The 24,352-nt window shown below is 65.7% G+C and carries 21 protein-coding genes and 2 pseudogenes; 14 read left to right on the top strand and 9 right to left on the bottom strand.

The genetic code is table 11. From position 1 onward, the window contains the following. Positions 1-371: 371 nt before the first annotated feature. The 8 genes and pseudogenes from AC3WLF_RS29945 to AC3WLF_RS29910 form a co-directional block, all read left to right on the top strand. A pseudogene (locus AC3WLF_RS29945) lies at positions 372-1,673 on the top strand (type VI secretion system Vgr family protein); the annotation flags it as partial. Further along, positions 1,615-1,776 (top strand): annotated as a pseudogene (locus AC3WLF_RS29940) (hypothetical protein); the annotation flags it as partial. The pseudogenes AC3WLF_RS29945 and AC3WLF_RS29940, both read left to right, overlap by 59 nt. Before the next feature lie 9 nt (positions 1,777-1,785). After that, on the top strand, positions 1,786-2,982 hold the full coding sequence (locus tag AC3WLF_RS29935; protein WP_492359230.1) for a DUF2345 domain-containing protein: 1,197 nt from the start codon (positions 1,786-1,788) through the stop codon (positions 2,980-2,982). Continuing rightward, positions 2,972-4,798, top strand: a complete 1,827-nt coding sequence (locus AC3WLF_RS29930; protein ID WP_492356790.1) for an esterase/lipase family protein — start codon at positions 2,972-2,974, stop codon at positions 4,796-4,798. Before AC3WLF_RS29935 ends, AC3WLF_RS29930 begins: the two co-directional genes overlap by 11 nt. Beyond that, complete coding sequence (locus AC3WLF_RS29925; RefSeq protein WP_492317693.1) at positions 4,795-6,009, top strand: T6SS immunity protein Tli4 family protein; 1,215 nt, start codon at positions 4,795-4,797, stop codon at positions 6,007-6,009. The genes AC3WLF_RS29930 and AC3WLF_RS29925 overlap by 4 nt, the downstream gene beginning before the upstream one ends. Then, complete coding sequence (locus AC3WLF_RS29920; protein ID WP_492317694.1) at positions 6,006-6,152, top strand: hypothetical protein; 147 nt, start codon at positions 6,006-6,008, stop codon at positions 6,150-6,152. The genes AC3WLF_RS29925 and AC3WLF_RS29920 overlap by 4 nt, the downstream gene beginning before the upstream one ends. 101 nt (positions 6,153-6,253) lie before the next feature. Further along, positions 6,254-6,898 carry a TetR/AcrR family transcriptional regulator gene (locus AC3WLF_RS29915; RefSeq protein WP_492317695.1) on the top strand — a complete coding sequence of 215 codons (645 nt, stop codon included), beginning with the start codon at positions 6,254-6,256 and terminating at the stop codon, positions 6,896-6,898. 7 nt (positions 6,899-6,905) lie between these two features. Continuing rightward, positions 6,906-8,015 (top strand): alkene reductase, encoded by a 1,110-nt coding sequence (locus AC3WLF_RS29910; protein WP_492317696.1) that lies wholly within the window; start codon positions 6,906-6,908, stop codon positions 8,013-8,015. A gap of 154 nt (positions 8,016-8,169) precedes the next feature. On the opposite strand, the gene AC3WLF_RS29905 is transcribed toward AC3WLF_RS29910, so the two are convergent. After that, a complete protein-coding gene (locus AC3WLF_RS29905; RefSeq protein ID WP_492359229.1) occupies positions 8,170-8,553 on the bottom strand; it encodes a hypothetical protein in 384 nt (127 codons plus the stop codon). Positions 8,554-8,913: 360 nt separating this feature from the next. Between AC3WLF_RS29905 and AC3WLF_RS29900 the strand changes: the two genes are divergently transcribed. Together AC3WLF_RS29900 and AC3WLF_RS29895 are read left to right on the top strand one after the other, a co-directional pair. Beyond that, positions 8,914-10,119, top strand: coding sequence for a M48 family metalloprotease (locus tag AC3WLF_RS29900; RefSeq protein WP_492359228.1), 1,206 nt, complete (start codon positions 8,914-8,916; stop codon positions 10,117-10,119). Next, on the top strand, positions 10,116-15,638 hold the full coding sequence (locus tag AC3WLF_RS29895) for an AAA domain-containing protein (RefSeq protein ID WP_492359227.1): 5,523 nt from the start codon (positions 10,116-10,118) through the stop codon (positions 15,636-15,638). The genes AC3WLF_RS29900 and AC3WLF_RS29895 overlap by 4 nt, the downstream gene beginning before the upstream one ends. Before the next feature lie 30 nt (positions 15,639-15,668). Here the strand turns inward: AC3WLF_RS29895 and tolA are convergent, their stop codons facing one another. From tolA to AC3WLF_RS29880, 3 genes are all read right to left on the bottom strand, one after another. Then, complete coding sequence (gene tolA / locus AC3WLF_RS29890; RefSeq protein WP_492317700.1) at positions 15,669-16,421, bottom strand: cell envelope integrity protein TolA; 753 nt, start codon at positions 16,419-16,421, stop codon at positions 15,669-15,671. A gap of 41 nt (positions 16,422-16,462) precedes the next feature. After that, on the bottom strand, positions 16,463-16,987 hold the full coding sequence (locus tag AC3WLF_RS29885; protein ID WP_492317701.1) for a hypothetical protein: 525 nt from the start codon (positions 16,985-16,987) through the stop codon (positions 16,463-16,465). A gap of 158 nt (positions 16,988-17,145) precedes the next feature. Continuing rightward, entirely contained in the window at positions 17,146-17,514 is a 369-nt protein-coding gene (locus AC3WLF_RS29880; protein WP_492317702.1) for a VOC family protein, read from the bottom strand. Positions 17,515-17,731: 217 nt separating this feature from the next. Here AC3WLF_RS29880 and AC3WLF_RS29875 point away from each other — a divergent pair, with 217 nt between their 5' ends. Together AC3WLF_RS29875 and AC3WLF_RS29870 are read left to right on the top strand one after the other, a co-directional pair. Beyond that, the gene (locus tag AC3WLF_RS29875) at positions 17,732-17,911 is read left to right on the top strand and encodes a hypothetical protein (RefSeq protein ID WP_492317703.1); all 180 of its coding nucleotides are present in this window, start codon (positions 17,732-17,734) and stop codon (positions 17,909-17,911) included. Further along, entirely contained in the window at positions 17,908-18,894 is a 987-nt protein-coding gene (locus AC3WLF_RS29870) for a tripartite tricarboxylate transporter substrate binding protein (RefSeq protein ID WP_492352937.1), read from the top strand. Before AC3WLF_RS29875 ends, AC3WLF_RS29870 begins: the two co-directional genes overlap by 4 nt. Positions 18,895-19,116: 222 nt before the next feature. On the opposite strand, the gene AC3WLF_RS29865 is transcribed toward AC3WLF_RS29870, so the two are convergent. Further along, positions 19,117-19,941, bottom strand: a complete 825-nt coding sequence (locus tag AC3WLF_RS29865) for a hypothetical protein (protein ID WP_492352938.1) — start codon at positions 19,939-19,941, stop codon at positions 19,117-19,119. 117 nt (positions 19,942-20,058) lie between these two features. On the opposite strand from AC3WLF_RS29865, the gene AC3WLF_RS29860 reads away from it, so the two are divergent. Continuing rightward, positions 20,059-20,622 carry an NADPH-dependent FMN reductase gene (locus AC3WLF_RS29860; protein ID WP_492317706.1) on the top strand — a complete coding sequence of 188 codons (564 nt, stop codon included), beginning with the start codon at positions 20,059-20,061 and terminating at the stop codon, positions 20,620-20,622. 64 nt (positions 20,623-20,686) lie between these two features. On the opposite strand, the gene AC3WLF_RS29855 is transcribed toward AC3WLF_RS29860, so the two are convergent. The 3 genes from AC3WLF_RS29855 to AC3WLF_RS29845 all read right to left on the bottom strand — a co-directional run bounded on the left by AC3WLF_RS29855 (position 20,687) and on the right by AC3WLF_RS29845 (position 22,812). Beyond that, positions 20,687-21,565: a SphA family protein gene (locus AC3WLF_RS29855; RefSeq protein ID WP_492359226.1), complete on the bottom strand. Its 879-nt coding sequence runs from the start codon at positions 21,563-21,565 to the stop codon at positions 20,687-20,689. A 113-nt stretch (positions 21,566-21,678) separates the two neighbouring features. Further along, positions 21,679-22,068, bottom strand: coding sequence for a DoxX family protein (locus AC3WLF_RS29850; RefSeq protein WP_492317708.1), 390 nt, complete (start codon positions 22,066-22,068; stop codon positions 21,679-21,681). 105 nt (positions 22,069-22,173) lie between these two features. Further along, entirely contained in the window at positions 22,174-22,812 is a 639-nt protein-coding gene (locus AC3WLF_RS29845; RefSeq protein ID WP_035827404.1) for a hydrolase, read from the bottom strand. 333 nt (positions 22,813-23,145) lie between these two features. On the opposite strand from AC3WLF_RS29845, the gene AC3WLF_RS29840 reads away from it, so the two are divergent. Further along, positions 23,146-23,442, top strand: a complete 297-nt coding sequence (locus AC3WLF_RS29840; protein WP_492317709.1) for a putative quinol monooxygenase — start codon at positions 23,146-23,148, stop codon at positions 23,440-23,442. 22 nt (positions 23,443-23,464) lie between these two features. On the opposite strand, the gene AC3WLF_RS29835 is transcribed toward AC3WLF_RS29840, so the two are convergent. Beyond that, positions 23,465-24,340 carry an efflux RND transporter periplasmic adaptor subunit gene (locus tag AC3WLF_RS29835; protein ID WP_492359225.1) on the bottom strand — a complete coding sequence of 292 codons (876 nt, stop codon included), beginning with the start codon at positions 24,338-24,340 and terminating at the stop codon, positions 23,465-23,467. Between the last annotated feature and the right edge of the window lie 12 nt (positions 24,341-24,352).

Here is a 24,352-nt window from a genome sequence, read left to right as displayed (position 1 = left end):
CGTGTGAAAGTAGGTCATCGCCAGGCTCTTATTCCCAAAACCCCTCGACAGCGTGTGCTGCGAGGGGTTTTGTCTTTGGTGGTCCGGAAAACGTTCTGGCAACTTTCGACAAAATGTGCGCTGGCTACCCGGCGAGAGAGCCGCCCTTGATCGGGCTTCCGATCATCGGGGCTGGGCGGCACTGCTGGCAGCAGCGGAAAATGCTGCATGATGGCTAGGAATCGTCTTAATTTGCTGTGGCTTGGATAAACGTTGCAATCTTTGACACGTGTAACGTCCGTTTTGCGGATAACATCGCCTGCGCTCCGCAGATGGTGCTTCGCGCGTAACACGGGTGCCATGCGGTAATCCTCTCTCAGGAGGCCGCTCGCATGGGTATCCGCGACAATCTGCCTTTTCCCGCCCGCACCGTCACGGTCTCCGGCCCCGCCTTGCCGGAAATTCTCGGGCAATCCCCCTTCACCTTCGTACGCCTGGAGGGCAAGGAAGGCGTCTGCGGCCTGTTCGAATACGACATCGAACTGAAAACGCCAGACAAGGCCTACAACTTCCACGGCCCGGAAGGCAACTTCGACTTGCGCGAGATGAACGGGCGCGAGCTGACCGTGCATATCGAACTCGACGGCATGGGTACGGGGTTGGCGGGACACATTGGCGCAGGCACGCGCGAGATCAGCGGCATTGTCGATCGTGCCCGCTACCTGCGCGCCGAAGGGCGGCACTTCGTCTACGGACTGACGCTGCGTCCCTGGCTCTGGATCGCCTCCCAGAACAGGAACAGCCGCGTCTTCGAGAACCGCACCGATATCGAGATCATCGAAGAGGTCCTGTCTGCGTACTCCTTTCCGGTTGAGCGCAGGCTCGACGTGGCGAAATACCCCAGACGGGTCTACCGCACCCAGTGCGACGAGAGCGACTACACCTTCATCGCCCGCCTCATGCAGCACTGGGGAATATCGTGGTTCTTCGAACATTCTGACGGCAAGCACCGCCTGGTTCTGGTCGATCACGTCGGTGGTTATTTCAGCATGCAGAGCGAGGCGTATCAGGTGCTGGAAATCCTTCCGCCTGGCGTCAGGGTCGATCAGGAACACCTCGATGCTTTTTCGGTCGTCGATGCCGTGGTCGCAGGCAAGTACACGACCAATGCCTACAGCTTCACCCAGCCGCGCGGCAACCTGACCGCCTGCAGTTCGGACCCGCGAGACACGGGCCTGAACACTGGCGCGCTGCACCAGGAAGTGTACGACTTCCCTAGCGAGCATGCCCAGCCGGCCACGGACAACCGCCCGTGGGACGAAGGCGACATGATCGCGCGCATCCGCATGGAGGAGATCCGTTCGCGCGGCCTGCGCTGCTTTGGCACCGGCAACCTGCGCGCGGTGGTGCCCGGCTGCACCATGCACGTGAAGGGACACCCCCAGCAGGCGGCCAACCGCGAGTACGTGGTGCTTGGCGCCAACCTCAGGCTGGAAGACGTGGCCGAAGCCTCGGGTGAAGGCCAGCGGTGGCAATGCCGCGTCGAATTCGAGTGTCACCCCACCCATGAGGTCTTCCGCCCGGCACTGAGCATCCCGTGGCCAGTGGTCACTGGCCCGCAAAGCGCGACGGTAGTTGGCCCCGAAGGCCATACCGTATGGCCCGACCGCTTCGGGCGCGTGCGCGTGCAGTTTCCGTGGGACCGCTTCAACAAGATGTCCTGCTGGGTGCGCGTGGGCGACGCCATGGGCGGGTTCGCAGTACGGCCAGGTCAGCATCCCGCGCATCGGCAGCGAAGTGCTGGTGATGTTCCTGGACGGCGGCGACCCCGACAGGCCCATCGTGACGGGCGCGGTGCCGAACAGCCTCAACATGCCGCCGTGGCAGCTACCGCATCAGCATGCGCTGACCGGCATCCGCAGCCGTGAGCATGACGGCTCCAGCAGCGGTCATCTGGTGTTCGACGATACCAAGGGGCAAATCCAGTCCCAGCTGTCTTCGGACTACCAGCGCTCGCAACTGAGCCTGGGCTACCTGAGCCGCATCGAGGACAACCGGGGTCGCCAGGATCATCGGGGCAACGGCTTCGAACTGCGCACCGATGGGCACGGTGCCGTGCGCGGCGGCGATGGCCTGCTGATCAGCACCGAGGCCCGGCCCGATGCCAGGGCGCACCACAAGGACATGGGCGAGACGGTTGACCGGCTGCAGCAGGCCCAGCATGCCCACGACATCATGGGCCAGCTCGCGCAGCACCATCACGCGCAGGATGAGGAACAGCAGGACGTCGCCAAGGCGCTCAAGGCCCAGGATGAAGAAATCCGCGGTTCGGGCGAGGTCAATGGCGAGTTGACCGCGCCTCATCTCGTCCTTGCGTCGGCAGCAGGATTGGCCGCGACGACCGCCAAATCCACCCAATTGCACAGCGGCGAGCATCTGGCTGTCACGACTGGCAAGCACGCATCCATCGTCAGCAGCGGCGGCATCTTTGCCAGCGCGGCGCGACGGATTGCGCTGTTCGCGCACAGCCTCGGCATACGGCTGGTGGCCGCCACGGACCACATTGCGCTCGAAGCGCAGGATGGCGACATCAAGGGCACCGCCAAACGCAACATTCATTTCCGCGCGCTTGGCGACATCGTTCTCGAGGCCGACCAGGGCATTCTGTTGAAGGTCGGACAGACCTATATGCGCGTGACTCCCTCGCAGATCGTCGAGGGCATGAGCGGGGTAAGGCAGATTCACGCGACCGATTTCAGTGTCGATGGCCCGGATGGCATGAACCCCAGCGCCCTGGCGCTACCGCAGAGCGATTTCGATCAGGAAGTGTACTTGCATCTGCCCGACGGCTCGCCCGCCAGGAACCGGAAATTCCGCCTGACGCAATCCGACGGCAGCGTGATCGAGGGCGTCACCGGCCCCGATGGGCTGACCAAGCTCCAGCAAAGCCAGGGCGCCGAAAACATCATGATTCAGATTCTGGAGTCCGCAAGTGGCCGCTGATCGCATCCATCTGAAAACCGGCGAAGAAATTGGCGGGCACGCCGGAGCCGTCGTTGCACTCACACCTTCGACCGACACGCGCCGCGTCAGTCTGCCGGTGCCGCCTGACAAGGTGATTCCGGTCATCTTCCTGCCGGGCATCATGGGGAGCCACCTTCGCATGAGCCGGAAGCGGCAGGAGGATCTCAAGCGCGATGACAACATTGCCTGGCGGCCGGATGACACTGGGGACACGCTTGCCCGCCGCAACGACTCTCCGGGCCGGCGGCAAATGAACTTCGATCCCGACGAAACCGAAGTGGACCGTTACGAGATCACCGAGGACGCCGGAAGGTTCGACATGACCGGCAAAGAGACGGTCAATTCCGACAAGCGGCACGGCAACGTCCCCGATGGGCTGCCCGATATCGGCTTGCTGATGAGCGCGCCACTGCCGCCTGCCGCCGAGCAGTGGAAGGCCAGGCGCGGCAAGCACGAGGCCACCGCCGCGCAGAAGGCCCGCTGGCGCGGCTGGAGCGAAGTCATGTTCGAGACCTACGGCGAGGTGATCAAGCTCATGGAGGCTCACCTGAATGACATGCTGGTGGCCAGGGATCTCTCGCCGACCTGGAAGGAGGGCAAGAAGGTGGAAGTGCTGGGCGTCACCCCCGCCTATTGGGGCGGCGCCGGCGATACGCTGACCGAGGCCGATGTCCTGCGCGTGGCGAACTGCTGGTATCCGGTCTACGCGATGGGCTACAACTGGCTGGAAAGCAATGGCACGTCCGCAAAGAAGCTGGCCAGGCGCATCGACGAAATCATCGGGATGTACACGGCCAACGGGCGGCAGTGCAAAAAGGTGATCGTGGTCACGCACTCGATGGGTGGCCTGGTGGCTCGCGCACTGCTGCATCCGGACTACGGCAACGCGCAGGACAAGATTCTCGGCGTCTACCATAGCGTCCAGCCTGCGCTCGGGGCTGGGGCGGCCTACAAGCGCGTGCGCACAGGGTCCGACGTGCAGGACAATCTGGTTGGGAACATTGCCCGCAATGTCATGGGCAGAACGGGCAAGGAAGTGACGGCGGTATTTGCCAATGCCTCGGGGCCGCTGGAGCTGCTGCCGACCGCCTCCTATCCGCGAGGATGGTTGCGTCTGCAGACCGGCGACTACCGGCAGGCCATGGCGCTGCCGATTACCTCGGATGCACCGTTGAAGGCGTATCTGAGCGATCTGGACTTGCATCAGAAGCTGGGCGTGGACAAGCCTGCGCCGCCGATGGCGGTGGGCGATCCGGTCTACGATATCTACACGCGCAATCCTCAGGCATGGTGGCGGCTGCTGAATCCGGAATGGATTAATCCGGCAGATAAGGATCTTAGAGGGGCGGAGCCGTACGCACTTGCGAAGAAGCGGATTGCCGCCGCGCAGCTTTTCCACAAGAACATCAAGGACCTGTACCACCCCACGACCTATGCCAGCTACGGCGAAGACAGTTCGCAGAAGTCCTACGGCAGCGTGACCTGGCGGGCGGAGACGGCCGATCTGGCGCCACATGGCGACCCACTCACGTGGACCATCGAGAGCGAGGATGCCGAGGGCCGCATCGTGGTGCGCACCAAGAGCAGACAGCCGCTGACACTTTGCCTGGAGCCACCGATTGACGCAGGTGACCAGACGGTGCCTGCCAAGGCGTCCGCCGAAGCCGTGCGCGGTACGCTATTCCGGCAAACTGGCTACGAGCATCAGGGCAGCTATCAGAATGACCAGGTGCTGGCGAGCGCGCTGTATTCGATCATCAGGATTGCCAACACTGCGACATGGTGGGGCCAATGACCCGCCGCGGCTTCACCAAGGTCTTGGCTGGCCTGCTGCTCGCGGGCTGCCAATCGTTTGCGTATCCGGAGAACAAGATGTCGGAACCCGTTGCGCTGTCGCCGCGCCTGCAGACCCTTTTCGCCAAGACCAAACCGGTGTGCTTTGGCCGCTATGTGATGGAAGTCCCGGTCGAAGCCGAGATGCTGTGGGGATTCCGGGAGTTTCCCGGCAAGATTATTACGCACGTCGGACAAGCGGAGCGCTTGAAAGAACGAGCGGAGTCATTTCGCCGCGAGATTCTTAGTAAGGATCGAACTGCCAAGATTAGCTATTTTGGTCAGGCGGCGACTTCGCGAAGCTGGGAAATTCGATATTTTGAAGACCAGCTCTCGATCGACTACGGGGTGGAAATGAAGCATACCTTCGTAGCATCTGGTTCGAATCTGTTCGAGTGGTTTACTGGTGGCGATAAGCTCGCCCCCTTAGTGCGTGGTATCCGGGCACGCGACAACGCAGACATCCCCACGGCCCCCGGCGTCTGCATCGACCACGGCTTCGTCGCGGACGCGTCCGGCAGCTATCAGGAGATCTTTGGCGCAGGCATTCGGCTGCCCAGCCTGCCCGATGTCAGCTTTTCGGTGGACTCCAACAAGCTGGCCAGCGTGGACGGCGAACCTGGTCTGCTGACTTCGATTGCCGAGCAAAGGAAGTACCTGGGTAGCCGCTACCCGAAATTGACGACCCTGCGCGAGGGCAAGCGCACGGTCGGCGTCTGGCAAGGGGAAGAATCGCTGGTCCGCCGTGCGGATGGCACGCATGACTTCGAGTGGGAAGCTGTTGGCAGGGAGCGAACGACGCTGCATCCAGCGGTGATCGGCGCCAAGATGTACACCAAGGTGGCGGCCAATCGCATCGGCGCTGCGGATCAGGCCTCGCTGACGGACGAGGAAGCCGTGGCCCTCTGGGACAGGCTGCTGGATGGTGTGCGCTTCCGCGTGAACGCACCGCCGACGCAGACCGGCGATCCGGTCACGGTGCGCCCAGGCGAAACCACACCTCTGTCCGGCATCTGGCGCGCCTCGCTTCCGACCGGACACCCTCAGGCGGATTGGGTGGCCAGCAAGTCCGGCATCCTGCGGCAAAAAGGGATGCCGATGATCCGCTTCGGGCTTTCGCCATCTGATGAAGCGCTGGTTGTCTGGACGTGGATGGGCGAGGCCAGCACATGAGCCGACGCATCATCGCGGTTGACGATATGACCGACCATGGCGTGGTGGGCACGGGTTTTTCCAAATACCAGCTCCAGGGGCGCGCCGTGGCGCGGCCGCATGACGAGGTGGATTGCCCCAGAATACGCCCACGCCACAAGTAGCCCGCACCCAATTCTGGGTGCCCGCAACTGCATACCGTAAAGATAGCCGCGATGACCAGGATCGTTTGACTTTTTAAGACGACTGGTCATATTATTTAGCCATGGCACGCACCGCAGACAAGACCGACATCCCTGACCGCCTGACGAAGGCAGGGCGCGAACTGTTTTCGCGCCACGGCTACAACGCCACCGGCATCCAGCAGATCACCGACCACGCCGGCGTGCCCAAAGGCTCGTTCTACAACCATTTCGAAAGCAAGGAAACGTTTGCCGCGGTCATCGTCGCGCAGTACGCGGACTACCTGCAGCGGTCGTGGGAAGTCATGATGGAGGCCGCGCCGCCAGAGCCGATGGCGGCAATCCGCTACGTCTTCACCCAGATGATTGCCTACCACCTGTCCAGGACGGTGCAGGCAGGGTGCCTGATCGGCAACTTTGCGGCGGAGATTGCCTTGTCGAGCGACACCTGCCGGACCGCCCTGCAGGCAGCCCAGATGGCCTGGCGCGAACGCCTGGCCGGCATGATCAGCGAGGCCCAGGCGCACGGCGCAATCCGTACGGACATTGCGCCTGCCGACCTCTCCGGGCTGGTCTGGGATGCCTGGGAGGGCGCCTTGCTGCGCATGAAGCTCGAACGCTCGGTCGAGCCGCTGCGCCGCAGCGTCGACCTGATGTTCGACCACCTGTTCCAGCCGGCCGCTACCAACGTTGTGGCCGCTGCAAGCCATAGACCAACCACGGAGTAAGCCATTCATGGGCGCACAGAAAGAAGCCTTTCTCGCGGATGCTTTGTTCCAGCCGATCAGGCTGGGCAAGCTCGAACTTGCCAACCGCATGGCCATGGCGCCGCTCACGCGCAGCCGCGCCGACGACAACCTGGTGCCGACCGACATGGTGGTCGAGTACTACAGCCAGCGCGCCAGCGTCGGCCTGATCATCGCTGAAGCCACGCAGGTCTCGACCACAGCCCAGGGCTACACCAATACGCCGGGCATCTATACCCCCGAGCAGATCGCCGCCTGGACGAAGGTGACCGACGCGGTCCACGCGCAGGGCGGCAGGATCTTCCTGCAGATCTGGCACACCGGCCGCATGTCCCACACGCACTTCCAGCCGGACAACCAGGCCCCGGTCGCACCGTCGGCCATCGCTGCCAATGCCAAGACCTATATCAACGGCAAAGGCTACGTCGAATGCTCGGTCCCGCGCGCGCTCGAGACGGCCGAGATCGCTGGTATTGTCGATGACTTCCGCACCGCTGCAGCCAATGCCATCCAGGCCGGCTTCGACGGGGTCGAAGTCCATGGCGCGCACGGCTACCTGCTTGACGCCTTCCTGCGCGATGGCACGAACAATCGCACCGACGCGTATGGCGGCAGCATCGAAAACCGCGCGCGCTTCCTGCTCGAAGTCATGGCTGCCGTGGTCAATGAGATCGGTGCCGACCGGGTCGGCATTCGCTTGGCACCGGTTTCGCCCGTCAACGACGCGCTGGAGAGCAACCCACAGCCACTGTTCGAACATGTCGTGCGTGAACTGGAGAAGCTGCATCCGGTGTATATCCACGTCGTAGAAGGCCACACCGGCGGCCCGCGCGACAACGCGCCTTTCGATTATGAAGCGCTGCACCGCCTGTACACCGGCGTATGGATGGTCAACAACGGCTACTCCAGGGAGATGGCCGAAGAGGCGATTCGCAGCGGCAGTGCCGACATGGTCTCGTTCGGCCGCAAGATGATCACCAACCCCGACCTGCCGCGCCGCTTCCGCGAAAACAAGCCGCTGAACCGCCCCTTTGAGGACGCTTCACTGTACGGCGGCAATGGTGCGCACGGTTACGTCGACTACCCGGCGCTGGGCTGACGCGGGCTCCGGCCCGGACGCCGGCGGCGCGCCGCACTGCCGGCGTCGTGCCAGCAAAAAAGCGCCCTTTGGAGCCGGGAGAAATACGTTCCAAAGGGCGCACAAGCGCGTTTGACGATGGCTGCCTGCCTGGGGCAGGCTCACTGAGCGTGGGCTATGCCAGGGCGCCGTCGGTATAGACGTCGAACTTGCGCGCGGGATCGGCTGAAGGACCGCTGCGGTCCATGCCGGCCAGGGCGCCGTCAGTGTAGATGTCGAATTTGCGGGCAGGATCGGCCGACACGCCACTACGGTCCAGGCCAGAAACCGAGTGCTCCTTGACGGGTGAAGCCTCGACGCGGGTGCCGTCGATGAAGACGTCGAAGCGGCCGGCCCGCGCACTGTTGCTATAGACGTCGCGCATGTCGACGCGGAAGGTGCAGCCGGACCTGTCGCCGGCAGCAGCGCTGTCGCGGGCGGCGGCATGGGCAATGCCGGCAGTGCAGGCGACTGCAATCGCGGCGGTGGCGAAGATCGTGTTGGCGAGCTGGCGGATCATGGCGGTACTCCGATTTGCGGTAAGAAGGGCAGAACGCGGCGGCGTCCTCTCGCTTATACGCAGAAGCTGTGCCACCGGATGCGGACCGACAAAAATGGAGCGGCAGCCCCGTCATCAGCGAATTCCGCCCGATTGGCGGAGCAAATGTTGGGCAGAAACAGACTTGCGGCGTATCAGCCGCCCACCCAAACCAACAGCTTCAGCCGTCAGCCACTTCCCGCGCCGGCATTCCCGTCTCCGACTACCCCCGACAGCGTCAAGCTGGCCATGCCCATACGGGCATGGCCCGCGCTGATGGATGGCGCCAACGCCATGCTCCCCCTGTAGAATCGGCTTCCACGCAACCCTGGAACGTCCCGCATGGACTCTCACGCCCCGGATCGCGGCGCGCTGGTGCCGCCGGCCTATCACGCAACGGTGGTCGACTACCTGCGTCGCCATGAGCCCGAGGTCTGGCGCTGGGCCGGCGCCCGTGCAACCGGCGCCGATCACCGCGAGGCACTGCGCTCGATGCTGCTGCGCGACACCTACCGCATCGAGGCGGACGCGCACGCCGACGTGCACGCGGCGCTGGCCGAGGCGATGGCGCGGCTCGGCATCGACGCGCCCGCCACGCTCTACCAGTCCCCGGGCCTGGACATGAACGCCTCGCTGGTCTACGTGCCCGCGGAGGTCCACATCGTCCTGCAGGGGCCGCTGCTGGAACGGCTGTCGCCGCCGGAGCTGCTGGCGGTGTTCGGCCATGAACTGGCCCACTACCTGCTGTGGTCGCGCGACGACGGCCAGTTCCTGCTGGCCGACCGCATCCTGAACGATGCGCTGGCCGCGCCCGGCGCCAGCGCCAGCCATCGCGAGACCTGGCGCCGATACGCGCTGCACACCGAGCTGTTCGCCGACCGCGGCGGCGCCGTGGCCGCCCGTGCGGTGGCGCCGGCCGTATCGACGCTGGTCAAGGTGCAGACCGGCATAGGCAGCGTGGACGCGGCCGCCTACCTGCGCCAGGCGGCCGAGATCGAAGCCCACGAAGCGGGCGCGAGCGCCGCCCACAGCCATCCCGAGACCTTTATCCGGGCGCGCGCGCTGGCGCTGTGGTGGGAGGGCGCGGCCGGTCTCGATCCGTGGATCGAAACCCGCCTGCACGGCCCGCTGGCGCTGGAGAAGCTGGACCTGCCGGGACAGATCCGGCTGCAGGCGCTGACGCGCGGCTTCCTCGCCCACTTCCTCGCCGGCACGCCGCTGGCGAGCGAGGCAGTGCTCGCGCAGGTGCGCATGATGTTCCCCGACTGGCGCGACGACGAACCGGCGATCGGCCCCGAGGGGGTGGGGCCGGACGTGGCCGACGACAGCGTGCGCGGCTACCTCAACGCGCTGATGATGGATCTGGCGCTCGCCGACCCCGACCAGCAGGACGCGGCGCTGCTGCGCGCCGGCCAGGTGGCGCAGGCGCTCGGCAGCCTGGAAGCGCTGCAAGGCAACCTGCGCCGCGACGCCGGCTTCGGCAAGCGCGAGCTGGACCGCTACCAGCGCCAACTCCACCGCGAACTGGCCAGGGAGGGCCGGGCATGACTGACAGCACGACCCACGGCACCAACACCATTCCGGATATGGCCGGCAGCAGCGAGCCGCGCACGCTGCGCGCCCTGGTCGACGCGCAGGCTGGCGCGGCGCTGCCCACCGACGACGTCCTGGTGCTGGTGCTGCCCCTGTTCGCGCAGGTTGCCGCGCTGCACGCGCAGGGCAGGGTGGCCGCGCTCGATCCCGACAGCATCCTGGTGGACGAGGAAGGCGCGCTGCGCCTGCGCCGGCCCGATGGTGAAGCACCGGTCATGGACATCGGCGCGGTGCATCGCGTGCAGCCGCATCCGGCCTCGGGCCTGAACATCGTCGGCGCGCTGCAGCTCGGCCACGCCGACGACGGGCAGCGCGACCAGACCGACCTGGTGCTGCAGCTTGACGCTACGGCGCCGGTCGAACGTCCGGTCTATCTACGCGGCCCGGCCAGCTGGGAACGCCTGCTTGGCCACCACGACGAGATCGGCGACGTCTTCCTGCTCGGCATGGTGCTCGCCAGCCTGGCCTGCGGCCTGGACTTCGCCGACGAGGACGACCTGCGCAGTTTCGTGGCGCATCGCCGCAACCTGTTCCTGCTGCACGAGCGCTTGCATCCGATCGTCGCCGCGGTGATCGTCGAGATGACCGAGATCAACCGCCACGACCGCGCCACCGATGTCGCCGCGCTGGCGACCCGGCTGCGCACGTGGCGCGAGCAGCCGCTGGGACTGGACGTCGAACGCGCGCTGGCCGGCACGAACGGTGCCACGCCGCGCCGCGCCGCCGTGCTCACGCACCTGCGCGACCGCCTGTTCGATCTGTCGCGGCGCAACCGCCTGCTGCACTTCCGTCCGACCGCGGCCACCGTCAACGTGACCGTGGCCAGCGTGCCGCTGATGCTGCAGATCGAAAGCGTGCGGCCCGAGCATATCTGCACCTGGGGCGGACCGTTCGCCGCCGACCTGGTAGCGGGCAAGCCGGTGTCGCTGCAGCGCTGGCTGCGCTTCGACGACCAGCCATACCTGCCGGCGTCGCTGGACCGCCTGATCGCCGAGACCCGCCGCGACCGCGCCGAGTACGGCTTCAGCAACCTGCGCCTGGTGGTGGCGTTCCTGCGCTGGCACAACCTGAAGGAGGCGCCGGACGAGCGCATCGTGACGCCGCTGCTGTGGCTGCCGGTGGAGCTGGTCAAACGCAAGGGCGTGCGCGACCAGTACGTGATCCAGTGCGCAAGCGGCGAGGCCGAGTTCAACCCGGTGCTGCGCCACTACCTGAGCCAGCTGTACGACATCCGGCTGGATGAGACGGTGGATCTCGGCAAGACCTCGCTCGAGGAGATCCATGCCGGCATCCTTGCGCAGATTCGCCGCTCGGAGCCCTCGGTGGAGCTGCGCCTGGTCGACAAGGCCGCGGTGCGGCTGGTGCGGCAGAAGGCGCTGCAGCGGATGCAGCAGTTCCAGCGCCGCAAGCCGGGCCCGGCCGCCGCGCGCACCGGCGGGTGGCGGCCGCCGTACAGCTATGCGCAGGACGACTACCGGCCGCTGGGGCGCGCTCTGTTCGAGCATTGGGTGCGGCCGAGTGAGCTGCCACAGCGCTTCGAGGCGGGCGCCACACCGGGAGCCGGTCCGCGCCAGCCGCACATGAGCGGCCCCGCCGCCGCTGAAAGCGACGAGCGCCAGGGCTACGTGCTCGAGGAGTCCGAAGGCCACCGTTATGCCTGGGACCTGGACCTGACGCAGGTGACGCTCGCCAACTTCAACTACCGCAAGATGTCGCTGGTGCGCGACTACACGCAGTTGCTGGACGAGCCCGGCGCCAATCCGGCGTTCGACCGCGTGTTCTCGATCGATCCGCGCGACGTGGAGACCGAAGTGCCCGCGCCGCTCGCACCGGGCGAGCAATGGAACGTGGTGGCGGCCGATGCGACGCAGAACGCCGCCGTCGGCCTCGCGCGCAGCCAGCGCAGCTTCATCATCCAGGGCCCGCCGGGAACGGGCAAGTCGCAGACCATCACCAACCTGATCGCCGACTACGCCGGACGCGGCAAGCGCGTGCTGTTCGTCTGCGAGAAGCGCGCCGCGCTCGACGTGGTGTTCCACCGGCTCAAGCAAAGCGGACTGGATTCGCTGTGCTGCCTGATCCACGACTCGCAGACCGACAAGAAGGCCTTCATTGCCGACCTGCGTGCCTGCTACGAGCAGTGGATCGCGCAGCCGCACGATGGCGACACGCTGGCGGCCCGCCGCACGCAGGTCGCCGAGGCGCTGGACGCATTCCAGCAGCGCATCGACGCATTCGAGTCGGCGATGGCCAGCGCGCCCGAGGCACTCGGCGACAGCGTGCGTGCGCTGCTGCGCCGCGTGGCTGCGTTGCCCGCTGTGCCCGAGGCAGGGCCTGCGCTGCGCGAACGCCTGCCGGCGCTGGCCGCCTGGGACCGCCAGCGCGATCTCGCGCACCGCGTGCACCGCGCGATGCGCGAGCGCTTCGGTGTCGACAGCCTGGCCGCGCATCCGTTCGCGCGCCTGTCGCCGCAACTGCTGGCCGACGAGCGCGCCTATGGCCGCGCCGAGCAGCTGTGCCATGACGCCGAGGCGCTGTTCGATGCGCTCGACCCGCTGCTCGACAGTACCGCCAGCCTGACCGGCCAGGACACCGCGCTGGAACAGGCACGCGCAATTGCCGCCGACAGCCAGTGGCTGCTCGACACGGGCCTGGCCGCGCATCTGGACCTGCTCGATCCGGCTTCGCCGGCGCAAGGCGCGCTGCGCGAGATCCGGGCGGACCTGGAGCGGCGCGCGCAGGCACTCGCCGACGCGCAAGCCGCAACGTCGAACTGGCAGGACAAGCTGAGCCCCGGCGATACCGAATCGGCGCTGGCGCTCGCGCGGCGGCTGGAGCCGTCGTTCGCGCGCTGGCTGCAGCCCGCATGGTGGCGGCTGCGCGGCGAACTGAAGCGCCGCTATGACTTCGGCAAGCACGCCGTCCATCCGGGCTACGGCAAGGTGCTGGAAGCGCTGGCCGCCGAGCATGCCGCGAGCGCCGCGCTGGCCGCGGCCGATGCCGACAGCCGCCGGCGCTACGGCGTCAGCGAGATGCAGGCCTTCCTGCGCGCGCTCGGCGAACTCGAGCAGCGCCTGCAGTCAGGCGCAGGCCCGCGCGAACTGGTCGCGCACCTGCGCCAGGCCGTCGACCCGGTCGCAGCGGCGCGCGCCGAGGCCGGTGCGCGCGAGGCGCTGGAGAAGCTCGCGCAGCGCGTGCGCGACGGCCTGGTGCTGGCCGACGACGCGCGCCTCGGCGACATCGCCGAACTGCTGCGCGACCTGCGCGAGGCGCTCGACGACCTGCCCGACCTGTTGCCGCTCTTGCGCGCGGTGCATGCGGGCGACCCCGCCTGCGCCGCCACGCTGCAGTGGCTCGATCACGCACCGGTGCAGCTCGAGGCGCTGGTCGCCGACGAGGCACTGCGCCGTCTCGCGCGCGAGAACCCGGTGCTGGCGCGCTTTGGCGGCGCGGCGCTGGCGCAGGCTGCGCGCGCCGTGGCGCAGAGTCAGCGCGAGCTGCTCGCGCTGAACGCCCAGGTGGTGCGCGCCACGCGCCACAAGCAGTTCGCCGAGCATGTGCGCGTGTCCTCGCTGTCGGCCACGATGCTGGACGCCGACGGCAAGGCGTTCAAGAAACGATACGCCACGGGTCGCCGCGAACTGGAGCACGAGTTCGGCAAGAGCATGCGCCACCGCTCCATCCGCGATCTCTCCGACGACGAGACCGGCATCGTCATCAACGACCTGAAGCCGATCTGGCTGATGAGCCCGCTGTCGGTGTCCGATACACTGCCGTTGTCGCCGGACCTGTTCGACGTGGTGATCTTCGACGAGGCCAGCCAGATTCCGACCGAGGAGGCGGTGCCCGCGCTGAGCCGCGCAAGCCAGGTGGTGGTGGTCGGCGACGAGATGCAGCTGCCGCCGACGAGCTTCTTCACGGCCGGCGGCGCCGAGGGCGACGACGAGATCGTCGTGGAAGAGGAGGGCGAACGCATCGCCATCAACCTCGATTCGGACAGCCTGCTGAACCAGGCCGCGCGCAACCTGCCTGCCACGCTGCTGGCGTGGCACTACCGCAGCCGTCACGAATCGCTGATCAGCTTTTCCAACGCGGCGTTCTACGACGGGCGCCTCGTCACCATCCCCGACCGTTTGCTGGAGCAGGCCGAGGACGAGGCGCCTGCGCTGCGCTCGGACCAGGAGGATGCCGGCATCGCGGGCGCCGACGCGCTGCTGGCGCGGCCGGTCAGCTTCCACCGGCTGGCCGACGGCGTCTACGCCGACCGCCGCAATGCGCCCGAGGCGGGCTACATCGCCCGGACCGTGCGCGAGCTGTTGCGCCGCGAGACCGGGCTGAGCCTGGGCATCGTGGCGTTTTCCGAGGCGCAGCAGGGCGCCATCGAGTCCGCGCTCGAGGCGCTGGCAGCCGAGGACGCGGACTTCGCGATGCGCCTCGAGCGCGAGTACGTGCGCGAGGATGACGACCAGTTCAACGGACTGTTCGTCAAGAACCTGGAGAACGTGCAAGGCGACGAGCGCGACGTGATCATCCTGAGCATCTGCTACGCGCCTGGGCCGGACGGCAAGATGCTGATGAACTTCGGCCCGATCAACCAGCGCGGCGGCGAGAAGCGCCTGAACGTGATCTTCAGCCGCGCGCGCCATCGGATGGCGGTGGTGTCGACGATCCAGGCCGAGGCCATCACCAACGTGCACAACGATGGCGCTGCCGCGCTGCGTGCGTTCCTGCAGTTCGCGCAGGCCAGCGCGCGCGGACAGTTCGAACGCGCCCAGTCGGTGCTCGGCGCGCTGAACCCCGGCGCGCGCGACGCCTTTACGCGCGAGCCCACGCCAGACAGCGTCCGCGACGCACTGGCCGAGGCGCTGCGTGCGCGCGGCCACCAGGTGCACGCCAACGTCGGCCGCTCGCAATTCCGCTGCGACCTGGCCATCGCCGCTGCGTCGGGACAAGGCTACGCGCTGGCGATCCTGCTCGATGCGCCGTCGGAGGCGGTAACGGACACCGCCGAGCGCTATGTGTTCCGCCCCGGCATCCTGCGCAGCTTCGGCTGGCGCGTGCTGGACATCCCCGGCAAGGACTGGCTCGACGATCGGGACGCGGTGCTGGCCCGCATCGAGGCCATGCTGGCCGATGGCGAGGATCGCGCGCTGGACGTGGAGGTCGAGATCCCGGTGCCGTTGGCGAAGCCGGCCGCGGTGCAGGATGCGGCGTCAACGGGCGAGGCCCGGACGGACGCGGCGATGGCATCGGCTGCGCAAGCGGAACTGGTGCGGACGCTTCGCTTCGAGCAGGGCACTTCGCGCAAGTTCTGGCGCGCCAGCGTACGCGGGGCGGAGCTCTCCGTCACCTATGGCCGCATCGGCAGCACAGGGCAGACCAGCGTGAAGACGTTCGACAGCGCCGAGCGGGCACGGCGCGAGGCGGACAAGCTGGTGGCGGAGAAGCTGCGCAAGGGCTACATGGAGGCGTAGCGCCGGGACAGGGCACAGGAGGCGGCGCTACTAGCCGCCTTCGTCCCTGGGCCAGAAGGTAATGAGGATATTGGAGGGCGCGACGCCGTTCTCGTCGCGCGGCAGCGGGTCGGAGCGCTGCACCGCGCGCAGCACGGCGTTGTCCCAGGCCGCATTGCCGCTTGACTTGGCGAGCCGCGTCGACAGCACCGAGCCATCCGGCGCCATGCCCACGGCCACCACCGCCGCCGGGTTGCCGCTGACGTCTTCATTGAAGATGATGTTCGGCTTGACCCGCTGCCGGACCCGCTCGGCATAACCGGACGAAGGCTTGGTGCCGGAGCCGGAGCCGACCCGTGTTCCCGAATTGCCCGCCTGCGACCGCAAGCGCGCCAGTTCGCCCTGGCGCTGGGCATTGTCGGCCTGGCGCTGCGCTTCCGTAGCCTTGCGCTGCGCCTCCTTGCGGGCCGCTTCGGCACGGGCCTGGTTCTCGCGCTGCCGTGCTTGTGCCTGGTCGCGCGCGGCTTGCTCGGCCTTGCGCTGCTTTTCCTGCAGCGAGATGTCGGCGTCTTCCTCTTCGACCGGCTTCGGGCTTGGCACCGGCGTGATTGCAGGCGCTGGCGTTGCGGCTTCCGGGATCGCCTCCCACAGTTCGGCCGCGACACCTTCAGGCGCCGCGCTGCGCCAGCGCACGCCGTAGTAGAGCAGGGCACCCAGCAGCAGGTGCATGAACAAGGCCAGCAGGAAGCACCTCAGGGTGCCCCGTTCAGGCACTGGCTGATAGGGATAGGCGACGGCCTGCATGGATCGCGCGCCTTGCCGCTGCTCGTTTTGCGCTTGCTCTCCTATGTACCGCCAGTGCCGCCGGCGGACGCATCCACGTGCCGCTCCAGTTTCAGGTACGAGTCAGCCGCGACCAGGCCGAACACGATGTGGGCAATGGCGGTCACCCAGCCTCGCGCTTCGGCAAACCATGGGAAGACGGCAGTCATGCCGTGAAAATTGACGAGGTACAGGACCAGGCCGAACAGCGCTCCCACCACCGAGGCCATGCCGACGCTCGAATCGAAACGGAACGGCGCCATGATCGCTGCCAGGATCACCGCGAACACGACAGAGAGCACGAAGTGGACCACCACGGCCGCTACCAGCACGCTCATCTGGAAGGTGGCGGCTTGCGCCAGCACATCAGGGCCCAGCATGATGGCCGCGATCATGGTCAGCGGCTTCCACACGCCGGCCCCCATCAGCATGGCCGCCAGCAAGTCGAGCACCAGGAATACCACCCCGGCGACGAGGCCCGCCAGCGCCGCCGCACGCCAGTCCGGCCACCGGTGCGCGTAGCGATGCGATTGCATATGAAGTTCCATGACATCCTCCTTTGATGCGGCAGAAACCAGAGCCGCTTTCCAAGGCGCAACTTCATTCTATGGGGTGCAACCGCATCAACCAAGCGCAGTCAACGCTGCAAAGCATCGAGCTGGCGTGGCAGGGCGCCAGTGTCTCGTCAAAGGCTCATGGCAGGACACTAGCCCATCGTAAAGATCTCCAGAAAGTGCTTGCTCGGATCCTCGAAGTAGATCCGGCGGCCGCCATCGTCGGTGTTGACCTCGCCCGGGCGGCGGCGGTACGGGTCCGCCCAGTAGGTCAGGTTGCGCGCGCGGACGCGGGCAAAGCCCTGATCGAATTCGGCGTCGCTGACCAGGAAGGCATAGTGCTGCAGAGCAACATCGCCCTCCGCGTCCATGAAGTCCAGGGTCACGTCATTGTCCAGCCGTACGCCGAGAAACGGCCCGAACGGCTCGGCCGGGGGACGTCCGAGGATCTCGCAGAGGAAGTCGGCGGAGACCTTCTTGTCGTGAGAAAAGACGATGGTGTGGTTGAGCTGGATGGCCATGCCGCAATCTCCGGGAAGGATATGTGCAAGGAACGGCGAGCAAGCCGGCCGGGGACGGCCAGCCGGCCGTCACGCAGAAGCTGGCGTGCGCCACGCTTGCAGCGTAGCCAGCGCGGGCAATGACGGCAACCTTGCCTTGCAGGCCAGGCTTGGCTGGCGCCTCCGTTCAGCCGTGGCGTTAGCGCCTGAAAGTCCGGCCGGGTCAGATGCATCCTGCATGGCTTCACTTCCCACCCATCCGCCCCGTAGCCACCATTCGGCCATCACCAAACGCGATGGCACGCTCGCCATTTATTGCTTTACGACACCCTTCACCTCTTTCATCCTCATCGAATCACGGCTTGCTGCTTATGCTTCACAAGTGGTGGCATGCCGCTTCAAAGGAGACATGAATTGAAAGGTATCAAAGGGAAGGCATTGCGTCTTCTCCGTACTGGAGGCTGGGTTCCCGCGCTACTGATAAGCGGCTCAGGCTGGGCGACTGGGTATCCGGTGAAGCCGGTGACACTGATCGTTCCACAAGCGCCTGGTGGTGCCAACGATGCCGTGGCGAGAATCGTGGCGCAAAGACTCGGTGCGGTGCTGGGCCAGCCAATTGTCGTCGACAACCGGCCCGGCGCCGGTGGGAATATCGGCATCCAGGTCGCTGCGAAGGCACCGCGCGACGGCTACACGCTACTGCTGACAGTCGGCAGTTCGTTCACCATCAACCCGTCGCTATACCGGAAGATTCCGTTTGATCCGCTCAAGGACTTCGAGCCGATTACGCTGGTGGCGACGGCGCCGTACCTGCTGGTCACGAACCCGGCAATCCAGGCCAGGTCTGTTCAGGATCTGATTGGCCTGGCCAGGTCGAAACCAGGAAAACTGGACTATGCCTCCGCGGGCAATGGCACGCTGAATCATCTGCTCGGGGAAATGCTGAAGGCAAAGGCTGGCATCGATATTACTCACGTTCCGTACAAGAGCGCGGCTGCAGCGGCTACTGACGTGGTTGCCGGCCAGGTTCCCATAACGTTCGGCAGCTTGCCGGGTGTGATGCCGTTCGTGAAAGCAGGGCAACTCCGCGTACTTGGCGTGGCCACAGAGAAGCGGTCAAGACTGATTCCCGAGGTGCCAGCGATAGGGGAGGCCATTCCCGGGTACAGCGCGGTCTCCTGGTATGGGTTGCTTGCGCCAGCCGGTACGCCAAAGGAAATTCTTGCCCAGCTTCATGCGGAGGCCACCAAAGTCCTGAATAGCAAGGACGTGCAGGACAAGCTGGCCGCGCAAGGGGCCGAGGCCGCGTCCAATACGCCAGAGCAGTTCCGCGCTCTGATCAAGGACGATCTGGTGAAATGGGCGAAGGTCGTCAAGAACTCGGGAGCACAGGTCGATTGAGTGACGGGGGGCGAGACAGCCGGCGTGTCCATCGGGCCGGACGGCATGTCGGCCCGCCTTGCTATCCCTGCAGCCGTTTGCTGCGACATTCATTCTGGAGCCGGGCTTGCTTTACCTCCGTGGTCGTCTCCGTTTGCGCCCGTTGATCGGGCGCTTTTTTCCGCCACAGATTGGCGCTATGCAATGCAGGTGTTCCAATGGCGAAACCCTTCAGCGGCTGCCCTATTCAATTTCCACCACATCGACAACCTGGTGCTGATTTTTGTAGCGAACTTCCTGGCGCATGACGAATCGCCGGGCGGGACAATACCAGTCAGTCATGTCGAGCACCGTTGGCTCCAGTTCGATATCGGTATCGACCAGCCGAAAGCGGCCAGGATCCACGAACTTGGTATATCGGATCGGCCAGCAGAGCAGTGTGCCGGTGGCAAGCTTCAGGCGCTGCAGCGGACCCACCGTCCGCTCAGACAAGGTCAGGCGAACATTGGAACCAAGGAAATCAGAGACAGTGGTGCCGGTGCGGCGATCCACAATACGAAAGTCGTAGCGGGACGCGAACGTTTCCGCGGGGAGTACCTGGCCCTCTGTCAGCGCCGGCGGATACAGCAGCAGTCCGTTCGAGTTGGTACTCATTTCCCCGACCAGCTCGGTGTACTGGCCGTGGGCCTGAACGCGTGCATTCAGACTGCGCACGACAGGCTGTCCCGAGCGTTCGTCGATCACGAGCCGGTGACGCTGCACGGTCTCGACGGGCGGCCCCATCAAGCGCCGGAGGGCGGACTTGGAATAGATGTCCAGATCGAACGAACAAAGGTCGCGCTCGAGGTCGTTGACGTTGCGGAAGAAGGCAATGGTTGTCATCGGCGTCAATCCGTCCGCTTCGAAGCGGATCTGTCCGCCGTCATGGACATAGGGCGCATCGCATATCTGTCCGGCGTGCACGCGGTGCGACGCGGTCCCGAGCAGACCGCCTGCGGCGAGCCAGGCCGCGGCAAGCGAACGCCAGACTGGGGCCGCTCGTATCTTCATCACGGTTCGTTTCAACATTCGAGTGGGAGTTCAAGTGTGTAGGCGCGGTGGAGTCATTCCGCGCCGGCAAGGCTCTATCATGCTGGATAATGAGCAAAGCCGTATCCTTCATCCTCATGAAAAGAGGTGTGACAAATGATCCAGATCCTGGGAATTTCCGGCAGCCTGCGGGCACAGTCGTACAACACCGCACTGCTGCGGGCGGCGCAGGCTGAGGCGGGCACGCAGGTCCGGCTTGATATCGCCACCCTCCATGGCATTCCGCTTTACGATGCGGATCTGGAGGCGCGTGAGGGCTTGCCCGCCGCCGTGGTGGCGTTGCGCGACCAGGTCATGGCGAGCGATGGCCTGATACTGGCCACGCCTGAATACAACAATGGCATCCCCGGCGTCTTCAAGAACGCTATCGATTGGCTCTCGCGGCCGGCCGGGGATATTCCCGTGGTCTTCGGCAATCGGCCGGTTGCGGTCCTCGGTGCCTCGGCCGGGGGCTTCGGCACGGTGCTGGCACAGAACGACTGGCTGCCGGTGCTCAAGACGCTGGGCACGCGGCACTATACCGGCAACCGGCTGCTGGTTGCGCGCGCCGGCCAGGTATTCGACGCGCAGGGCGAACTCACCGATGCCGGCATGCGTGCGCGGCTCAGGGAGTTCGTTGCCGGCTTCGCCGCGTTCGTGGAGGGCCCGCGCGCGGGCTGAGTACAATCGGGCCGGCGCATCCTTGCCGCGCGCCATGATTCGCGCTTCGCGCGCGGCCCCAAACTCAAAGTGGCGCCAGCACCCGCAGGACGATCTTGCTCCCTTCCGGGCGATTTCTTGCACCCCATTCCTTGTATGCGTTCAGCAAGACCTGCCAGCCATCCCCTTGCACCAGCAGTCCGGGCCCCGCGCCGAAGACGCGCTCGCGCGAATTTGCCTGACGGATGCCGTCGATGCGGTCCTCGCCGAGCTGCGTCAGCATGTAGCTCGCCACACCTACCCGCAACTGCTTGGTGATCGCATAGGAAGCGGAGAGGTTCAGCGACAACGCGTCGCCTGGCTGGACCGGGCCGGCGTTCAGTGAGGCCGGCGGCTGCGTGTTCTTGCCGCTCCACTGGTAGTTGAGCCTGCCGCTCACCTCCAGCTTGCCGGTCGGCATGAGGGTGAAGGCATAGTGGGGCGTCACCGTCCAGACGTTGCTGCCAGCATTGGCGAGGCGGTTGTGGTCATACTGCCCGGTCGGGGCCGAAAAGAGCAGATCGATGCGCTGGAAGAACGGCATGCCGAACAGCGCCTGGCCGGACCACTGGACAATGAACGGGCTGAACTGGATATCGCCGGCAGCGAAGTTGTGATCGCCTGTACCGGGGGCCGGGCGGATATTTGCGTACACCAACGGCAGCAGCACCTCGGCGCCGACGTTGCCGCCGAGCAGCGTGACATCGGGCGATATATAGGCGATATGCGGCACGATGGCTGCTGTCTCGATGCGTGGATTGCCGGGGACGGCATTGCCGGCGTCGTCGCGGATGCGCGTGGCACGGTAGTAGCTGGTGGCCAGCTCGAACAGGAAGCCCGGTCCGGCGACGCCATCCAGGAAACTGGTATTGCCGAGGTTCATCGGCGGGAGCCCGACCACGTCCGCATGCGCGACGGATACCATCAGTGCGCTGCAGGCCGCGGCCAGGGTGGGTAATGCAGATTTCATGGGGTGAGCTTGGTCGGGTCCCGCTGCGCAGCGGCTTCGGAACACGGCGGTGGGACCGTCGCGAACGGTCAACGCAAGGGCAGTACGAGGTTTCCGGGCCCCGCCGCCATCAGGATGACAAAGCCCCCGATGATGCTGATGTGCTCGAGAAATCCCGTGAACAGCAGCGTGCGCTGTGCGCCTTTCTGGTTCCAGAAGTCATAGAAGACCACTGCAGTCGCCAGCGTGAAGGCCGCCAGCAGGAGGGCGGCAATCCCGGTCTGGTAGCCGGCCACGATGGCCAGGCCACATGTCAGCTGCACGAGGATGGTCAGCGACAGCACCAGGCGCGGGAACGGCAAGTTGCGCGAGCGCACTTCGTCCAGGCCGTGGCTGAAGAAGATCAGCTTGTTTGCGCCGCTCAGCACGAACATGAAGGCAATGAACAAGCGGCCCGAAAGGAGATAGTAGTCGGCCATGCCGGCTCCCGTCTGAACGGTGTTGGGTGAGAAGGAAGAGGGATGGCGCCCCGCGCAGCGCGAGGCGCATGATGGAACGGGCCGGCATGCCGGCCCGCCTGCACGTCAGGTGCGATCGTAGGAGAACTGGATGCCCGCGGTGCCGCCGGTCTGGATAAAGAGATCCATGAACGCCGGGACGGTCTCGCTGCGCGACCAGTCGCGCTGCAGTTCGCAGAACAGCTGCGGCACGCTGATCATCTTGCCGCCGGCCTGTTCGATGCGGCGCAGCGCAGCCTCGTGCGCGGCCACGGAAGTGCCGCCCACTGCATCGGCCACGACATAGACTTCATAGCCTTCCTTGAGCGCGTCCAGCGCCGGGAAGGTAAGGCAGGCTTCCGTCCACAGCGCGGTCATGATCAGCTTCTTGCGGCCTGTTGCCTTCACTGCCTCGCGGAACTCGACGTCTTCCCAGGAGTTGATGGTGGTGCGGTCGTAGGTGGGGAAATCGCCCAGCACCTTCTGCAACTGCGGGATCGGCGGCTTGTTCAGGCCGGTCTTCACATTGACGGTGGAGTGCACGATCGGCAGCTTGTACGCCACGGCGGCACGCGAGGCGCCAACGATGTTATTGACCAGCAGCTGCCGATCCATCGAGGCGATCGAGTTCACCTGGACCGGTTGGTAATCGATGATCACGAAGGCAGCGTTCTGCGGAGTCAGCAGGTGGTCTTTTGCGGGATCGCGAATGGGTTCGCTGGCCATGGTTATCTCCAGATCAAAGGGATGGGATTTCTGCTACTCGGCGCTTCAGGGCAGGCGTTGCATGTACCGTGCGCGACGTGTGCCCCGCTCTTCGGCAACGGGCGCTGACATCGCGGACCCTGCAAGGGGGATATGCCTGCAAGTGCGCTGCAATCGATCGTCGCGTGGAGCCCTTGCAGCATAAGTCATGCATCGGAACAAGCGTGATAGCCGTATGCCAAACATGCTGTTCTCGTTGGCAGAACAATGCATAGGACATCCCGATTCTGCTTGCCCGCACTCCGGCATTTGACTAGGCTGTGCTGACACGACATGCGCGGATGGACACGAACGATGAGCGATTTCTATGTGTTGGTGGTCCTATATGCCAAGCCGGGGCGCGCGACAGAACTGCGGGAAAAGCTGCGCGCCGTGGTGGAGCCTTCCCGCCGCGATGCAGGCAACCTGCGCTATGAGATGTTCGAGCATCAGGATGATCCGCGCCGGTTCATCTTTGTCGAGCATTGGGAGAGCCCTGCCGCGCAGGAGGCGCACCATACGCAGACCGACCACATCCGCCGCTTCCAGGAGGAGGGCAGCGATGCGGTGGAAAGCATGGAGCTGTTCTACCGGATGAAGCTTGTGGCGTGAATGGCGACAGCCGGAAGCTGCGCTATTTCTGCTCCGGCAGGATGGTGATGGTGCACGTGGTGCCCATGGCCAGCAGCAGGCCGTCGGGCAGCGCGTCCAGCCGGATGCGCACGGGAATGCGTTGCGCCAGCCGAATCCAGGTGAAGACCGGGTTCACGTCCGCCAGCAGGTTGGCGCTGGTGGGATTGTCGCGATCGGCGATGCCGCGCGCGATGCTTTCCACGCGTCCTCGCAGTGGCTTGCCGCCCGAAAGTAGCCTGACCTCCGCCCTGGCGCCGACGTGCACGTTTGGCAGCTTGGTTTCCTCGAAGTATCCGTAAATCCAATAGGAGTGCTTGTCGATCATTGCCATGCGCGCGGCGCCTGCACTCACGAAGTCGCCGGCGTGCAGGTTGAGGTTGGTGACGTAGCCGTCCACCGGCGCGCGCACTTCGCTGCGGCTCAGGTTCAGCCGCGCCGTGTCCAGCGCGGCCAGGCTGGCTTCGTAGTTCGCCCTCGCCTGCTTCTCCTGCGCGCCGATGTCTTCGCGGCTTTCGACCGAGACCACGGTGCTGTCCAGGCCCTTGCGCCGCGACGCCTGCTGGTGGCGCAAGTCCAGCTCGGCCTTGCGCGCGCGCGCCTGCGCCTCGGCCTGTGCCACCGCCTGCCGGAATCGCTCCGGGTCGATCGTGAACAGCAACTCGCCCTTGCGGACTTCCTGGTTGTCCCGCACCAGCATTCGGGAAACCGGACCGGAGACATCGGCGGCGATGTTGATCACGTCCGCCCGCACGCGGCCGTCCCGGGTCCAGGGTGAATACATGTAGTGCTGCCAGAGGCTGTAGCCCAGCGCGATCGCGGCAGTGAGCAGCAGGCACGTGGCCAGCACACGCGTCACGGCAGGTCCGTTCAGTTTCATGTTTCAGGTCCG

The organism is Cupriavidus sp. FW306-01-F10A, assembly GCF_058782785.1.
Note: the sequence above shows the minus strand (reverse complement) of the source record. Positions and strands in the feature narration are given on the sequence as shown.

Coding starts and splice junctions, on each gene's coding strand:
- AC3WLF_RS29915 (WP_492317695.1), top strand. CDS start 6,254: ATGGCACGCACCGCAGACAAGACCGACATCCCTGACCGCCTGACGAAG.
- tolA (WP_492317700.1), bottom strand. CDS start 16,421: ATGCAGGCCGTCGCCTATCCCTATCAGCCAGTGCCTGAACGGGGCACC.
- AC3WLF_RS29895 (WP_492359227.1), top strand. CDS start 10,116: ATGACTGACAGCACGACCCACGGCACCAACACCATTCCGGATATGGCC.
- AC3WLF_RS29900 (WP_492359228.1), top strand. CDS start 8,914: ATGGACTCTCACGCCCCGGATCGCGGCGCGCTGGTGCCGCCGGCCTAT.
- AC3WLF_RS29850 (WP_492317708.1), bottom strand. CDS start 22,068: ATGGCCGACTACTATCTCCTTTCGGGCCGCTTGTTCATTGCCTTCATG.
- AC3WLF_RS29920 (WP_492317694.1), top strand. CDS start 6,006: ATGAGCCGACGCATCATCGCGGTTGACGATATGACCGACCATGGCGTG.
- AC3WLF_RS29865 (WP_492352938.1), bottom strand. CDS start 19,941: ATGTTGAAACGAACCGTGATGAAGATACGAGCGGCCCCAGTCTGGCGT.
- AC3WLF_RS29905 (WP_492359229.1), bottom strand. CDS start 8,553: ATGATCCGCCAGCTCGCCAACACGATCTTCGCCACCGCCGCGATTGCA.
- AC3WLF_RS29845 (WP_035827404.1), bottom strand. CDS start 22,812: ATGGCCAGCGAACCCATTCGCGATCCCGCAAAAGACCACCTGCTGACT.
- AC3WLF_RS29875 (WP_492317703.1), top strand. CDS start 17,732: ATGGCTTCACTTCCCACCCATCCGCCCCGTAGCCACCATTCGGCCATC.
- AC3WLF_RS29855 (WP_492359226.1), bottom strand. CDS start 21,565: ATGGTATCCGTCGCGCATGCGGACGTGGTCGGGCTCCCGCCGATGAAC.
- AC3WLF_RS29935 (WP_492359230.1), top strand. CDS start 1,786: ATGTTCCTGGACGGCGGCGACCCCGACAGGCCCATCGTGACGGGCGCG.
- AC3WLF_RS29910 (WP_492317696.1), top strand. CDS start 6,906: ATGGGCGCACAGAAAGAAGCCTTTCTCGCGGATGCTTTGTTCCAGCCG.
- AC3WLF_RS29885 (WP_492317701.1), bottom strand. CDS start 16,987: ATGGAACTTCATATGCAATCGCATCGCTACGCGCACCGGTGGCCGGAC.
- AC3WLF_RS29835 (WP_492359225.1), bottom strand. CDS start 24,340: ATGAAACTGAACGGACCTGCCGTGACGCGTGTGCTGGCCACGTGCCTG.
- AC3WLF_RS29880 (WP_492317702.1), bottom strand. CDS start 17,514: ATGGCCATCCAGCTCAACCACACCATCGTCTTTTCTCACGACAAGAAG.
- AC3WLF_RS29840 (WP_492317709.1), top strand. CDS start 23,146: ATGAGCGATTTCTATGTGTTGGTGGTCCTATATGCCAAGCCGGGGCGC.
- AC3WLF_RS29860 (WP_492317706.1), top strand. CDS start 20,059: ATGATCCAGATCCTGGGAATTTCCGGCAGCCTGCGGGCACAGTCGTAC.
- AC3WLF_RS29925 (WP_492317693.1), top strand. CDS start 4,795: ATGACCCGCCGCGGCTTCACCAAGGTCTTGGCTGGCCTGCTGCTCGCG.